Origin of the sequence: Lentzea kentuckyensis (assembly GCF_002150765.1) — a bacterium.
GTDB lineage: Bacteria > Actinomycetota > Actinomycetes > Mycobacteriales > Pseudonocardiaceae > Lentzea > Lentzea kentuckyensis.
In genome coordinates this window covers 45,152-59,661 of record NZ_MUYM01000036.1, presented here as the reverse complement: position 1 = coordinate 59,661, position 14,510 = coordinate 45,152, and the positions used below count along the sequence as shown (strand labels likewise).

Below are 14,510 nucleotides of genomic sequence, written 5' to 3'. Positions count from 1 at the left end.
CTCCTCCAAATTGGAGGACACCGCAGGTGGCGGCGACGCGGGTTCGGTTGATCGTGACAATCTGCGTCCGCGCGCCGCCGCCGTTCTCCAGCGTCCTCAATGGTTTCTCCGCGTGACAGGGCCTTCCGTCCCGTTACGCGATGCCGTCCAGCTCTGGCGCTAACGCTCCTGCCGCAACAACAACCGCCGTTCGGCCGATCCGATCGCCGCCCTGGCCGCCGGCACGGCGTCCGGGTTGACCGAGATGGACGTGATGCCGAACTCGACGAGCTTCTCGGCGAACTCCGGTTTGTTGGACGGTGCCTGCCCGCACAGTGACGAGGTGATGCCCGCGTCCCTTGCAGCGCCGACGATCCGGCCGATCATGTCCAGCACGGCCGGGTCGGACTCGTCGAACAGGTCCGCGCACAGTTCGGAGTCGCGGTCGACACCGAGCATCAGTTGCGTGAGGTCGTTGCTGCCGATGGAAACCCCGTCGATGCCGGACCGCGCGTACTCGGGAATCCAGTACGCCACCGAGGGGACCTCGGCCATCACCCAGCGGTGCAGGCCGCGGTGGTGGCCGAGCGGGCTGCGGCCGATCTGTTCAAGGCAGGCTTCGAGCTCCCACTTGGTGCGCACGAACGGGATCATCAGGTGCAGGTTCGGCGTCTGCTCCCGCACCCGCGCGAGTGCTTCGAGTTCCAGTCCGAAGAGCATCGGGTCGTCGACGTACCGGTAGCAGCCGCGGTAGCCGATCATCGGGTTGTGCTCGTGCTTCTCGAACGCGTCGCCGCCCTTGAGCTCGCGGAACTCGTTGGTGCGGAAGTCCATCGTCCGGTAGACGACCGGACGCGGCGCGAACGCGTGCGCGATCTGCAGCAGCGATGACGTCATGGCGTTGAGGAAGTCCTCGGTGCCGTGCTGCGCGAGGAACCGGCGCGGGTGCTCGGCACCGAGCGCTTCGGTGAGCATGAACTCCGCCCGCAGCAGCCCCACGCCGTCGACGGGCATCGCGGCCACCTCAGCGGCGTGCTCCGGCAGCGCGAGGTTGACGTACACACGCGTACCGAGGGCTTCGGTGGCCTGCACCACCGGGGCGACGATGCGTGGTGCCGTGGTGATCGGAGCAGCACCTGTGCGCACCTCTCCAGCGCTGCCGTCGACCGTGACCAGCTGGCCCTCCTTCAGCATCGAGGTGGCTGATCCGGTACCGACCACGCACGGTACGCGCAGCTCGCGGGCCACGATGGCGGCGTGACAGGTGATTCCGCCACCGTTGGTCACGACCGCGGAAGCGCGACGCATCGTCGGCACCCAGTCGGGGTTGGTCATCTCGGCGACCAGCACCTCGCCGTCGCGCAACCGGTTCCCTTCGTCCGGGGAGCTCAGCACGCGGACCCGGCCCGATGCGATTCCCGGTGAGGCAGCCAGGCCAGCGACCAGTGGACCGGAGGAAGGCGCGACCTCCTCCGGCAGCGTCGTGATCGGCCGGGACTGCACGAGCCACGTCTTGCCGCCGTCGATCGCCCACTCGGTGTCCTGCGGTTCGCCGTAGTGCCGTTGTACGCGCTGGCCGAGCTGACCGATAGCGACGGCCTCGGCTTCGGTCAGCACCTGCGCGTGCGACTCCTCGGCGCTGAGGTCGACCCGTTCGTCGTTGCCGTTCGCGCCACGCACGATCTTGTGCGTCTTGCGGCCGACACGGGTGTCTACAAGAGACACCGTGTCGCCGTTGCGACGCAGGACGTATGTGTCCGGTTCGACGGAGCCGCTGACCACGACCTCGCCTAGTCCGAACGCGGCCTCGACGAGCATCTTATCGCGATCACCAGTCGAGGGGTCGGCGGTGAACATGACCCCGGATCGCTCGGAGTTCACCATCTTCTGCACCACCACGGCGATCGCGGGCTCGTCGGTGATGCCCTGCTCGGCGCGGTAGGCGATCGAACGTGTGCCGAACAGCGACACCCAGCAGTCCAGCAGCCGGTCCAGCACGCCGTCCGCGCCTCGGGTGTTCGTGAACGTGCTGTTCATCCCGGCGAACGACGAGCCGGCGGTGTCCTCCGAGGTGGCCGAGGACCGGACCGCCACGGACTCGTCCTGGCCGAGGCCTCGGTAGGCCTCCAGCACCGCGTGCCGCACGTCGTCGGAGACGCCGGCCTTGCGCACCAGATCCCGCATTCGCTCAGCGCTCTCTTCCAGTCGCTGAGGCGAGGTGCTGCGGTCGAGCGCGATGACGAGTTCGGCGGTGAGGTCGTCGCGGACCTGGCTCATGGATGTCAGGAAGGCCTCGGCGGTGACCACGAAACCAGGCGGCACCGGTAGCCCTGCTTTTGTGAGTTCGCCGAGGTTGGCGCCCTTGCCGCCGGCGATCGAGGTGTCGTTCTTGCCGAGGGTTGTGAAGTCGCGGATGTAGGTGGTCACTTCTGCTCCTGGTCGCGGAGAAGGTCGATGACGGGGCGGCGGGGAGTGGCGGGCAGCGGGTCGGCGTTGAACCCGGCCCAGCCGACGCGGATCACGAGTTGCGGGCAGGTGGCGCCGCCGAGAACTTCGTCGCGCACCAGGTCTCTCGTCTCGACGACCTCGAGCGGCTGGCTCAGCGGGCAGGTGGCGAGCCCTGCGGCGGTCGCCTCCAGCAGAACCGCGCTGGTCGCCTCACCTGCCCGCAGCCGCGACAGGTCGTCGTCGGACGACGTGCTCAGGACGAGCAGCGTTCCAGCGTCGTCGCCGAGCACGCTGCGGCAGCCTTGCATCAGCGATCCCAGGGAGAACTCGCGCATGCGGAGGTTGCCGTACTGCCGTGACCCGACAGGGATGTTCGCGGCGGGAACTCCGGCCGATGCGCCGGGATAGACCCCGCTCCACTGCCGGATCTCTGCCTGGTACGCCGGGTTGGCTTCCTGGATGTCGGCGGCCTTGCCGATCGCGATGAGGAGCTCGTCACGCGCCTGTCCGGTGACGACATGGGCGTCGACGCCCTCAGCGCGAGCGACCTCGACGAGCTGCTGCAGCAGTTCATCCGGCGCGGGCCAGGAGGAGAAGGCACGGCGATCGGTGCGCCTGCGGGGAATCGCGGCGGCCAGTGCCACGTGCGACTCCCTCGGCTCGATCGGCTCGAACTCGATCGCGGCCAGGTGGTCGGGCTGGGCGGGGTTGGGCAGGCGGTGGACCTTCGCGCGCCAGCCGAGTGCGCCGAGGCCGACCCGCAGGTGGTGCAGCGCGGCCCCGCAGCTGACGACCAGGTCAGCGCCAAGGGGGTCGGTCGCGGGTAGGGCACGGGTGCGGTCGGCGTACAGGTGCAGGCTGTGCGCGCCGACTTCCCAGCGCCAGGGCTGGGAGTTGTGCACCGACGGCGCGCGTCCGGCGAGTGCCACCGCCGCTCGCACCGTTGTCTCGTCAGGCTGACCGCGGTCCATCCCGCTCACCTCCGTCGTCGAAGTCCTGTCTTGAAGCTCGCAGCACGAACGGCTGTGGGTGAGGGGCCTACGTCCCGGCCCGGCCGGGACCCGAGGCACTCAGCGCAGCATCAACGGACCCGCGTGCGGCGGCTCCTCGTCGACCGGCACGACCACGACCGGACACAGTGCATGACGCAGGCAGAAGGTTGTGATGGAGCTGAACACCAGCAGGTCCCGCTTCAGGTAGCCGGTTCCGCCGACGACAAGGCATGGCGCGTGCTTCGAGAGCTCCACCAGCACCGGACCTGCGGCGCCATGTGGTGTCTGCAGCTCCACCTCGATGCCGTCGGCCTCCGGTCCCACTGATTCGAGAGCAGCTCGCAGGTCCTCCTTGTGCGGCACCTCCATCCCCAGCTGGCAGACGCTGACAGCGAGTACAGAAGCGTTGGTGCGCTTCGCTTCCCGTACTGCCCAGACCAGCGCGGCGCGTGCCGCTGGCGACTTGTCGATCCCGACGACGATGCGTGACGTTTCGCTCATGACTTCAGCGTGCTGAGCGTGCAGGCTCAGCCGCAGGGCCCTTTGGTCCTCTTGCCATGGGTCGGAACGCCCGGCTCACCCACACCCTTGGCAGGTGGGCGGCGGCTGGTACGCCGATAAGGCTTGAGGCAGACAGGAACCGAAGATCGCCGGAGGGTGTCATGCGTGAACCGACAGTCGCCTCGCTGATGACACGTGAGGTGATCACCGCAGACGTCGAGTGCTCGTTCAAGGAACTCGTACAGCTGCTGGAAGACAACAAGATCAGTGCCGTGCCCGTGCTCGACGGCGGCTACCCCGTCGGCGTCGTGTCGGAAGCCGACCTGATGCCCAAGGAGGAGTTCCGCGGCGGCACCGAGGACGCACCCGGTGTGTTCGCGGGCCGCGCGACGAAGCACCGCTGGGAGCAGGCGAGCGGCGTGACCGCCGGCGACGTGATGACGTCACCGGTGAAGAGCATCTCGCCGGACCTCGCGGCCAGCGCGGCAGCGCGCGAACTCGCCGCCGCCGGCGTGCGCAGGCTGTTCGTCATGGACTCCGACGGCGCACTGGTCGGCGTGCTGTCCCGCCGCGACCTGTTGAAGCTCTTCGTCCGTGAGGACGACGAGCTGCGCACGACCATTCGCGACGAGATCTTCGGCCGGACGCTGTGGGTGGACCCGAACACCATCGACGTCAAGGTCACCGAGGGCGTGGTCGCACTGCAGGGCGAGCTGGAGCGCCAGAGCGAAGTCGACATCGCGGAGCACCTCGTGCGTGTCCTGCCTGGCGTGGTGGACGTGCACAACCGGTTGCGCTGCGGGTGGAACGACACCACCCACACCCGCCAGACCACGATCCTCGGCTGAAGGAGTGTCATGAGGACTCGAGACGTGATGACGACGGATGTCGTGGTGGTCGGACCGGACACGCTGGCGCGTGATGCCGCCCGGCTGCTCGCCGAACGTGGCTTAACCGCGCTGCCCGTGATCGATGCCTCGGGGGCGCTGGTCGGCATGGTCAGCGAGGCCGACCTGCTCCAGGACCGACTGCCGCAGGACCCGCGGTGGCTCGTCCACGGCGAACCCGTCGAGCCGAGGCAGGTGCCCGCGGACGTGGTCGCCCAGGTGATGACGAAGTCGCCGGTGAGGGTGAACCCGAACACCGACCTCGCCGAAGTCGCCAGCCTGATGCTGGAGCACAACGTGCGCAGCGTGCCAGTGGTCCACGAGGGCCACCTCGCGGGCATCGTGACCCGCCGGGACATGCTCCGCTCGATCACCCGCGCAGACTGGGTCGTCGAGGCCGAGATCCACAACCGGCTAGGCATGGTCGGTGGCGCGCAACGATGGCAGATCGCGGTGACCGGCGGCAAAGTGACCATCCTCGACAAGGGGAACAGCGCCACCGAACGGCACGTGGCCGAGGTGCTGGTTCGCGCGATCGCGGGCGTGACCGAGGTCGAGTTCACCACCGAACCCGTGCCCGCGGGGAGCTGACGATGGTAAGGAAGCGGTGGAGTGATCTCACTCCGGTGCAGCGCAAGGCTTTCACTTGGCTGGGCATCGTGCAGGTGACGTTCGCGGCGGCGGCGTGGGCGGACCTGTCGATGCGGCCCAGGGAGTTCGTACGTGGTCGCAAGTTGTGGTGGGCGCTTGCGATTGCAGTGAACTTCATCGGGCCGCTGTCCTACTTCCGCTGGGGGAGGAGGTCGTAGGGAAGGACAGAACGAAAGGCGCTGGGCTCCCCCTCCCGGCGCCTTTGCGGTGTCGGGCCGATCCCCGTTGTGATGAGGACTTAGGTCCTGCGAGCGACGAGACGTCAGGTAGTGGGAGATCAGTTCGCCGAAGCGCAGGCTGCTCACAGTAAGACAGTCCACATCGGAGTCAGGAGTTCACCGTGAGCACAGGCGTAGCCGGCCCGGAGGTCGCGACGCGGCCTGGCGCGGGAAGTGAGCAACCACGACCGTCGAGATTCGGTCTGCCCACCGCGACCGCGCTGGTGGTCGGATCCGTGATCGGAACCGGAGTGTTCGGCCTTCCGACCGCACTCGCGGCGTTTGGCCCGGTCAGTCTCGTGGCGTTCGTGCTCGTGTCGATCGGTGCCCTGGCACTCGCGTTGACGTTCGGCGCGCTCTCGAAGCGCATCAGCGGCTCCGGTGGCCCGTACGTGTACGCCAGGGAGGCGTTCGGCGAGTTCGCGGGATTCCTCAACGCCTGGTGCTACTGGATCACGGCGTGGGCGGGAAACGCGGCAATCGTCGTGGCGCTGGTCGGCTACGTCGAGGTGTTCGTCAACACCGAGCACCAGGTCGGCTGGTCCATCGTCATCGCGCTGGCGGGCCTCTGGATTCCGGCCCTGGTCAACCTGTCCGGGCTGCGGAACATGGCTGTCACGCAGATCGTCTTCACGGTGTTAAAGATCGTGCCGCTGCTGTTCATGGCCACCGTCGGCCTGGTCTTCGTGAAGTCGGCGAACTTCGGCCCCTTCAACGCCAGCGGCACGTCGATCAGCGGCGCCATCTCAGCCGCGGCCGCGATCGCGCTGTTCAGCTACATCGGCATCGAGACCGCGTCGGTCGCCGCCGGCCGCGTGCGCAACCCCGAACGCAACGTCGGCCGCGCCACCGTGCTCGGCACGATCGGCTGCGCCGTCATCTACGTCCTCGGCACGCTCACCGTCTTCGGCACCGTGCCGAACGAGACCCTCCGTGGGACCTCGGCGCCCTTCACCGACGCCGCCAACGCCATCTTCGGAGGCCAGTGGGCCGGCCAGGCCGTGGCTATCGCCGCCGTCGTGTCCGGCATCGGCTGCCTCGTCGGCTGGACCCTGATCGTCGGCGAGATGCCGATGGCCGCCGCGAAGGACAAGCTGTTCCCGAAGGCGTTCCTGCGCACCCGTGGCGACATCCCGAGCTTCGGCATCATCAGCTCCACGGTGCTCGCCTCGGCCCTGGTGAGCGTCAGCTACACCAACTTCGAGCAGGTCTTCACCACGCTCGTGCTGCTGTCGGTGTTCACCGCCGTCGTCCCGTACCTGTTCAGCGCCGCAGCGCAGCTGTACTGGTTGCTGGTGCGCGGCCGCAAGGCCGAGTGGCCGCACCTCGTGCGCGACTGCACCGTCTCGATCCTTGCTCTCGCCTTCGCCTTCTGGGCGCTGGCCGGCAGCGGCTACCAGGCCGTCTACTACGGCGTCATCTGCCTGCTGCTGGGCGTGCCGCTCTACATCTGGCTCAAAGTCGGCCGCCGCGAGTACGGCGAGGTCACGTCATGAACCTCGGAGTTGGATCGGAAGTCGGCGCGCTGCGTCAGGTGATCGTGCACCGCCCAGGCCTGGAACTGAGCAGGCTCACCCCGCGCAACTGCGACGAGCTGTTGTTCGACGACGTGCTCTGGGCCTCGAAGGCCCAGGAGGAACACGACACCTTCGCCGCGAAACTGCGTCAGCGCGGCATCACCGTGCACCACACCGGCACCTTGCTCGCTGAAACCCTGGCGCTGCCAGAAGCCCGCTCGTTCGTGCTGGACCGCGTCTGCACCCCTGAGCTGCTCGGACCGACGCTTGCCGGCCCGGTGCGGGAGTTCGCGGAGAAGGTCGACGCCCCGACGTTCGCTGAGCTTCTCGTCGGTGGCGTGACCCGTGCCGACCTGTCTCCACTCGGCGTGCCGAGCCTGCGCTGGAACAGCCTCGGACTGGACGACTTCGTTCTGCCGCCGCTGCCCAACACACTCTTCCCGCGCGACAGCTCGGCGTGGATCTATGGCGGCGTCACCATCAACCCGATGGCGAAAGCCGCGCGCCGCCGCGAATCCCTGCACTGTCAGGCGATCTACCGCTTCCACCCGATGTTCGCCGACGCGATGTTCCCGATCTACTACGGCGCCGACGACGCCAACCACCAGCCCGCAACGCTGGAAGGCGGCGACATTCTCGTCCTCGGGCGCGGCACCGTGCTGATCGGCATGGGGGAACGGACCACCTCGATGGGAGTGGAAATCCTGGCGCGCGAACTGTTCCGCACCGGGCAGGCGAGTTCCGTGATCGCCGTGCAACTTCCTCGCTCCCACGCCCTCATGCACCTCGACACGGTCATGACCATGCTCGATCTGGAGACTTTCATCCGGTACCCCGGCCTCGACCCCGAGACGCTCAAGACATGGGTGATCACCCCCGCCGACGCGGAAGAGGTCGTCGAGCGCAGCTCGGCCGGCCTGCGGGTGCAGGAGCGGTCCTCAGTGTTCGAAACGATCGCCGATCTGCTCGGTGTCGACCGGCTGCGCGTGCTGTGCGCAGACGAAGACGCCCGCGCCGCCGAACGCGAACAGTGGGACGACGCCAACAACTTCCTCGCGCTCGCACCCGGCGTCGTCGTCGGTTACGAGCGCAACACCGTCACCAACTCCATGCTCGCTGACCACGGCATCGAGGTCATCTCCATCCCCGGCAACGAACTCGGCCGCGGCCGCGGCGGCGCCCGCTGCATGACCTGCCCGATCCAGCGCGACGGAATCTGAAAGGACCACCCCGATGCGCCACCCCGGCTCACTGCTCAAGGAACTCGACCTCACCAAGGAGACGTTCCTCGACCTCGTCTCCCAGGCTCGCGGACTGAAGCGCGCCAAGGCGTCCCACACCGAACACCCGCTGCTGAAGGGCAAGAACATCGCCCTGGTCTTCGAGAAGAGCTCGACCCGCACCCGCTGTGCCTTCGAGGTCGCTGCCCATGACCAGGGCGCCCACGTCACCTACCTCGATCCCACCGGCTCCCACATGGGCCGTGAGGAGTCCATTCCGGACACCGCCAAGGTCCTCGGCCGCATGTTCGACGCCATCGAGTTCCGCGGTTTCGCCCAGGACACCGTCGAGACGCTGGCCGAGCACGCCGGCGTGCCCGTGTGGAACGGCCTGACCGACTCCTGGCACCCCACCCAGATGCTCGCCGACGTCCTCACCATGACCGAGAACTTCAACGGCCAGGTCGAGGACATCAAGTTCGCCTTCGTCGGGGACGGCCACAACAACGTCGCCCGCTCCCTGCTCACCACCGGCGCTCTGCTCGGCATGGACGTCCGCATCGCCGCCCCCATCCAGCTGCAGCCACCGGCCGACGTGATCGCCAAGGCCCACGAACTGGCCGCGGAAAGCGGCGCTCGCGTGCTCGTCACCGACGACCCCGAACACGCCGTCGCCGGCGTCGACTTCATCTACACCGACGTCTGGGTCAGCATGGGGGACTCACCCGAGGCCTGGGACACCCGCGTGCCCCTGCTCACGCCCTACCGCGTCACCGCCGAGCTCATGAAGGCCACCGGCAACCCCGACACGAAGTTCCTGCACTGCCTGCCTTCCATCCACGACCGCACCACAACCGTCGGCCGCCGAGTCCACGACCAGTACGGCCTCGACGGCGCCGAAGTCACCGACGAGGTGTTCTCCTCGCCTGCCTCGGTCGTCTTCGACCAGGCCGAGAACCGCCTCCACACCATCAAGGCGGTCATCGTCGCCGGGCTGGCCTCCTGATGCGCATCGTCGTCGCACTCGGAGGCAACGCCCTGCTCATGCGCGGCGAACGTGCAGACGCCACCGTCCAGCTCCACCACGTCGAAGCAGCGGCGCGAGCCCTCGCGCCGCTCGCCGCCGAACACGAACTCGTGGTGTGCCACGGCAACGGCCCGCAAATCGGCCTGCTCGCACTAGAAAGCGAAGCCGATCCGTCGTTGACCCGTCCGTATCCGCTTGACACCCTCGGCGCCGAAACCCAGGGCATGATCGGCTACTGGCTGGCCCAGTCGCTGCGCAACGCAGGCGTCCGCAAACCGGTCCTCGCCGTCGTGACCCAGACCGTCGTCGACAAGACAGATCCCGCATTCGGTTCGCCGACCAAATTCATCGGTCCGATCTACGACCGCGCCCAGGTCGACGAGCTCGCCGAGCAGAACAGCTGGACCATGTCCGCGGACGGCTCACACTGGCGCCGTGTGGTGCCTTCACCCGAGCCTGTCCGACTCGTCGAACAGGAGTCCATCGAGCAGTTGGTGAGCAGCGGCACGGTCGTCGTCTGTGCTGGTGGGGGAGGAGCACCCGTCGTCGACAACGGGCAACTGCACGGCGTCGAAGCGGTCGTGGACAAGGACCTCACCTCGGCCGAACTCGCGATCGCGCTGAAAGCTGACCGCCTGCTCCTGCTCACCGACGTGCCAGCCGTGATGACTGACTTCGGCCTGCCCGACGCTGAACCGCTACGCCACCTCGCAGTGGAAGAACTGGAACAGTTGACGTTCCCTGCCGGCTCGATGGGGCCGAAGATCGAAGCGTGTCGCCGGTTCGTCGCGGCGAGCGGTTCGACAGCTGCGATTGGTGCGCTCACTGACGCTGAGGCGATCCTGCAAGGTGCAGCGGGTACGACCATTGGGCCGGTGAAGATCGCGGAAACTCAGGAGATGAGGCTGTAGCTCCCGTCTGAGTGCCTCTCGAAGTAAGCCGTGTAGCCGCCGGGGTTGCCTCGGCGGTGCTTCGGCAGGAAGACGCCGTAGGTGTGGTCGGCCCAGCCGGGACAGGCTCGGCGAACGTCGTTCGGGCGGAACTTTCTCGGCAGGTCACCGCGGCTGACGGCGTCGCGGATGTCGCTGACGAACCGGCTCATCAAGACCCCCTTGCCAGCCATCTGTGGACACTCGGAATATTTCTGCGTATCTTTTCCTGCATGAGTGCGTACCTCGTGACCGGTGACGGTAACCCGGAACTCCTGGTCGCCGCGCGCGAAGCACTCGGATGGACGCAGAAGCAGCTCGCCGTGGAACTGACCCGCTTGTCGAATGCCGACCCGGAGATCAGCCAGGGCTACGTATCGCGGGTGGAGAAGGGCGCCTTGTCGGTGTCGGGTGATCGCCTGGAGCTGTTCGGCACTGCACTCGAAGTCACCCCGGACTTCCTGGCGGGCGACGCCAAGCTGTGGGCGCTGGGTGACGGGTGCATGTACCACCGCAACCGCGCTTCGACGAAGGCATCGACGCTTCGCAAGCTCCACGCACAGGTCAACCTGCTGCGTCTCTTCCTGCGGAGGCTTGCGTCCGGATCTACCGTGGAGCCACGGGAGTTCACGCTGGCGCCTATGCAGGTCGGTGGCATCGACAGTCCGGAGGACGCCGCGCGGGCGCTTCGACGCTCGCTTGAGCTCGCGGATGGGCCGATCGCATCCGTCACCGAAGTGGTGGAGAAGGTCGGCGCGCTGGTGGTGCCGATGTCGCTGGGAGGGCGAGAGGTGGACGCGACCAGCTTGCACCCGCCTGGCGAGGCGCCTCTGTTCGTGATCAACACTGATGCTTCGGCGGACCGTCAGCGGTTTACTCAGGCGCACGAGCTTGGCCATATCGCCTGTACGCCGGCGCTCGACATGGACGCGGAGGAGATGGCCCAGGCGTTCGCGAGCGAGTTCCTGGCTCCCGCTGCTCAGATTCGGCCGGAGCTGATGTCCGCTCCGATCACGCCGACGCGGCTGCTGCAGCTGAAGGCGCGTTGGCGGATCTCCGCTGCCGCGTTGTTGCGTCGGGCGGTCGATCTCGGTGTGATCACCGACTCGCGCTACCGCACGCTGAACACGCAGATCTCCGCGTTGGGATGGAAGAAGACCGAACCCGAGCCGCTTCCGCCCGAGAAAGCGACGTTCGTGCCGGCGTTGTTGAAGGCGTCGATCGACTCCGCGGGCGGTGTTGAAGCGGCGGCCGCGGTGGCTGGCACGACCTCGGTCAAGCTCCGCGCGATGCTGGGCGACGAGCTCCTGGGGGTTGTCGATGACTGACGTGGAGGGCATGAGCACCCCGTCGAGCGACGACGCGCAGACCGCGCTCGCACAGCTCGCCGACCGCGCATCGCCGCGGCGCCCGGCAGGCAGCGTTGGCGTTTTGCTCAACCGCATGCTGGTCTACGCGCGTCCGAGCCAGGTGCCGAACCTGGAGCCGCACGTCAGCCTGGACCGAGGCGGATTCATCCTGGCCGGCGCGAACACCAACGGCCGGATGCGGCTACTTGAGGACTCCGGTTACAACGGCGTGGTGCTCGTGGACCCCGCAGCCTACGAGAACCATCTCGCCACCCCCGAGGCGCCGTTCTGGTTCCCTGAGGACCAGCTGCTGCCCATGACGCTCGACGAGCAACTCAACCAGCAGTTGATAGCTGGAGCTCCGGCCGCGATCACGCCGACCAAGTTCGTGACGGCCGGCGACACCGACTCGCTGAAGGCCGCCGCCCGACAGGTGAAGGCACTCGGCCGCAACGATGTCATCTTCGCCGTGCCGCTCGACGTCTCGCTGCTGGACCGCAGGTACATCCGTCAGGTCACGGCTATCCTCGTCGACGCGGAGTGCCCGATCGGCCTCGTCCTGGGCGGACAGCTCGACCCGCTGGACCAGGCCGCGCGCCGCATCATCCCCAACTTGCGGATGCTCGCTGCGACGGTCGACCTCCTCCCAATGCGAACCGACTTCAACGCGTTCGACCTCGTTGCGCACGGCGCGTTCGCGGGAGCGGTCGGCACAGGAGGCAAGGTACGTCATGCCGTTGAACCGCCACAGCCCGACGAGTTCATCGTCCGCGATCAGTCGCCCAGCGTCCTGGTGCCAGAGCTGATGTGCTGGTGGAGGGGCAGCAAGTTGATGAAGATCTTCGGTGCCAGGCAGAACCTGGTGCCGCAGTGCCCGTGCGACGTGTGTGGTGGCCAGCGGTTGTCCCGGCTCCAAAGGCGATCGGACTGGAACGAGGCCATGGCCCACTCTGTCGCGACGTGGTCTCCCTACGCGGAGAACTTGATAGGCGCTCCGACCATGCGGCTGCGGGCGCAGTACTGGCGGAACGTCTGCAGCAATGCGGTGAAGTATCACGAGATGTTCACCAAACAGCTCAAGCGGGCGAAGCCGATCAAGCCTCAGGTGCCGCTAACGGTGTGGGCCGACCTGCCGCTCTGGCTCACTGATCAGGTCTGATCGTCAGCCGTTGAGGGTGTGCCGGTAGACCTGCTCGCAGAACCACCACCACGCGGTTGTGGGCTGCCAGTCGGCGAGCGGCTCGGGTTCGAGCACTGTCGTGGGCGCGGATCGCGGTCCGACCGCCACACCAACCCCGTACCAGGAAGCCTCCGCCAGCGCCTCCTCCGAACTCGAAGGCGCCTCCGGCACGACGAACATCCGCGGCAAATAGGAGGCGAACTCCGAGGCGCGTTCCAAGCCGTCGCGCCAGCTCGACGCGTACACAACGGCAAGCACCGGCGTAACCGCCTGCGCTGCGAGGCGGGTGACCGACGTGTCGTTGAACTGCACAACGCCGTCCGGCGCACGATGCAGCACACGAAGGACGGCTGGGCTTAGCGACGATCGAGGTATCGCCGCGCCTACAGGAAGATCCAACAGCACATCGAGCAGCTCCATCGACTTGATGTCTGCCAGGCCGCAACTGCGCCGCCGTTCGTGCTCAACATCGTCACGGCGATGAACGATCGTGGCGGTTGTGCCGAAGATCCGTACTCGCGAGGAGCGCGAGTCCTTCAGTTCAAGGGCCGTGCCCGGCTTCACCTGCACCGTGTTAGCCAGCGGAGACATCATCGCGACCGGCTCATAGCTGCGGGGCGTGGGCTGGGGGCGGTTGGCACGGCGTGATCCTTCCCTATCGGCTCCAGCTGTGCCCGCTCAGGGGACGACTTGTCCAATGACCTGGGCCTTACGCAGCTAATCGAACACCTGTGCGACGCGTTCTGCAACAGGACGTCAAGGTCGCAGGCAGCGGGTCCGGCTCATACTCGTTGGATGAATGTCCCGGAGCTCATCGTCGGCGCGTTGCTGGGAGTTGCGGTCGGCGCGCCGCTCGGAGCACTGGTGCGCCCGCACATCGCCTGGCTCGAGAAGCATTCGCGACGAGCTTGGAACGTCGATCCGCTGATCACCCATTGCGAGCGCGACAGGTCGATCATCTGGGCTGGAATGCCGGACTGGGTCGGTGAAGTCGTCTACATCGACGACCCTTTGCGGCTGAGCGGTCAGATCCCTCCTGACCGCGACACCTGGTCGACATGGGTTCGCGCGCAAAACGCGTTCGACGCGTACCGGACGCCGCTCAAAATCACTCTGCAGGCAAGGGTGGAAGCAGCGGTTGTCATCGAGAACATCCTCGTGCACGTACATCGGGCAGTGCCTGTGACCCGCGGTGCGATCCTGGCCCGCGGCACCGGTGGTGCCTCGGTCGAGCCCCGCCGATTTAGCATCGATCTTGACTGGGGATCGCCGCCGGTCGTCACGTGGCACGGCAAGGACGGATCGCCGAAAGGGCCACTGGCGTTGAAACTGGCCGCCGGAGACGTTGAGGTGTTTCACGTATGGGCCGAGGCGCGGCAGCCGGTCTGGTACGAGTGGGCGTTCGAGCTGTTGCTGCTCGTCGAGGGCAAGCGGGTTCGTCGGCTGATCAAGCAGGACGACGGCTCGTGGTTCGTGACGGTAGGCGGCGACGGCCTCGACATGTGGATGAACTACTCCGGCAGCGATGAGTGGCAGCGTCCGCCGGAGTTCGGAGCACGTTAGACCGTTTCGTCGGATACCAGGGCAGGACTTGCGTGTAGCGAGAGCGCGA

The 14,510-nt window shown here is 67.2% G+C and carries 15 protein-coding genes; 10 read left to right on the top strand and 5 right to left on the bottom strand.

The genetic code is table 11. The features are described from left to right. Positions 1-159 precede the first annotated feature (159 nt). The 3 genes from ppsA to B0F77_RS18680 all read right to left on the bottom strand — a co-directional run bounded on the left by ppsA (position 160) and on the right by B0F77_RS18680 (position 3,920). Complete coding sequence (gene ppsA / locus B0F77_RS18690; RefSeq protein WP_086664200.1) at positions 160-2,406, bottom strand: phosphoenolpyruvate synthase; 2,247 nt, start codon at positions 2,404-2,406, stop codon at positions 160-162. Next, positions 2,403-3,398: an Acg family FMN-binding oxidoreductase gene (locus B0F77_RS18685; protein ID WP_086664199.1), complete on the bottom strand. Its 996-nt coding sequence runs from the start codon at positions 3,396-3,398 to the stop codon at positions 2,403-2,405. Before B0F77_RS18685 ends, ppsA begins: the two co-directional genes overlap by 4 nt. Before the next feature lie 99 nt (positions 3,399-3,497). Further along, positions 3,498-3,920: a universal stress protein gene (locus B0F77_RS18680; RefSeq protein WP_086664198.1), complete on the bottom strand. Its 423-nt coding sequence runs from the start codon at positions 3,918-3,920 to the stop codon at positions 3,498-3,500. A gap of 161 nt (positions 3,921-4,081) precedes the next feature. On the opposite strand from B0F77_RS18680, the gene B0F77_RS18675 reads away from it, so the two are divergent. The 7 genes from B0F77_RS18675 (at position 4,082) to B0F77_RS18645 (ending at position 10,351) form a co-directional block, all read left to right on the top strand. Continuing rightward, positions 4,082-4,768: a CBS domain-containing protein gene (locus B0F77_RS18675; RefSeq protein WP_086664197.1), complete on the top strand. Its 687-nt coding sequence runs from the start codon at positions 4,082-4,084 to the stop codon at positions 4,766-4,768. Between the two features lie 9 nt (positions 4,769-4,777). Then, positions 4,778-5,398 carry a CBS domain-containing protein gene (locus B0F77_RS18670; protein ID WP_086664196.1) on the top strand — a complete coding sequence of 207 codons (621 nt, stop codon included), beginning with the start codon at positions 4,778-4,780 and terminating at the stop codon, positions 5,396-5,398. A 2-nt stretch (positions 5,399-5,400) separates the two neighbouring features. Then, a complete protein-coding gene (locus B0F77_RS18665; protein WP_086664195.1) occupies positions 5,401-5,616 on the top strand; it encodes a PLDc N-terminal domain-containing protein in 216 nt (71 codons plus the stop codon). A gap of 182 nt (positions 5,617-5,798) precedes the next feature. After that, a complete protein-coding gene (locus B0F77_RS18660; protein WP_245848385.1) occupies positions 5,799-7,172 on the top strand; it encodes an APC family permease in 1,374 nt (457 codons plus the stop codon). Then, complete coding sequence (locus B0F77_RS18655; RefSeq protein WP_086664194.1) at positions 7,169-8,413, top strand: arginine deiminase; 1,245 nt, start codon at positions 7,169-7,171, stop codon at positions 8,411-8,413. The genes B0F77_RS18660 and B0F77_RS18655 overlap by 4 nt, the downstream gene beginning before the upstream one ends. A 13-nt stretch (positions 8,414-8,426) precedes the next feature. Then, a complete protein-coding gene (gene argF, locus B0F77_RS18650; RefSeq protein ID WP_086664193.1) occupies positions 8,427-9,419 on the top strand; it encodes an ornithine carbamoyltransferase in 993 nt (330 codons plus the stop codon). Beyond that, positions 9,419-10,351: a carbamate kinase gene (locus B0F77_RS18645; RefSeq protein ID WP_086664192.1), complete on the top strand. Its 933-nt coding sequence runs from the start codon at positions 9,419-9,421 to the stop codon at positions 10,349-10,351. The genes argF and B0F77_RS18645 overlap by 1 nt, the downstream gene beginning before the upstream one ends. On the opposite strand, the gene B0F77_RS18640 is transcribed toward B0F77_RS18645, so the two are convergent. Then, positions 10,333-10,542: a hypothetical protein gene (locus tag B0F77_RS18640; RefSeq protein WP_143466807.1), complete on the bottom strand. Its 210-nt coding sequence runs from the start codon at positions 10,540-10,542 to the stop codon at positions 10,333-10,335. The two genes, B0F77_RS18645 and B0F77_RS18640, sit on opposite strands and share 19 nt — an antisense overlap. Before the next feature lie 60 nt (positions 10,543-10,602). Here B0F77_RS18640 and B0F77_RS18635 point away from each other — a divergent pair, with 60 nt between their 5' ends. Next, positions 10,603-11,697: a helix-turn-helix domain-containing protein gene (locus B0F77_RS18635; RefSeq protein ID WP_086664190.1), complete on the top strand. Its 1,095-nt coding sequence runs from the start codon at positions 10,603-10,605 to the stop codon at positions 11,695-11,697. Further along, positions 11,690-12,877 (top strand): hypothetical protein, encoded by a 1,188-nt coding sequence (locus tag B0F77_RS18630; protein ID WP_143466806.1) that lies wholly within the window; start codon positions 11,690-11,692, stop codon positions 12,875-12,877. The genes B0F77_RS18635 and B0F77_RS18630 overlap by 8 nt, the downstream gene beginning before the upstream one ends. Before the next feature lie 3 nt (positions 12,878-12,880). Here the strand turns inward: B0F77_RS18630 and B0F77_RS47215 are convergent, their stop codons facing one another. Next, on the bottom strand, positions 12,881-13,492 hold the full coding sequence (locus B0F77_RS47215; RefSeq protein ID WP_143466805.1) for a hypothetical protein: 612 nt from the start codon (positions 13,490-13,492) through the stop codon (positions 12,881-12,883). Positions 13,493-13,693: 201 nt separating this feature from the next. Here B0F77_RS47215 and B0F77_RS18620 point away from each other — a divergent pair, with 201 nt between their 5' ends. Then, on the top strand, positions 13,694-14,461 hold the full coding sequence (locus B0F77_RS18620; RefSeq protein ID WP_086664187.1) for a hypothetical protein: 768 nt from the start codon (positions 13,694-13,696) through the stop codon (positions 14,459-14,461). Positions 14,462-14,510: the final 49 nt, after the last annotated feature.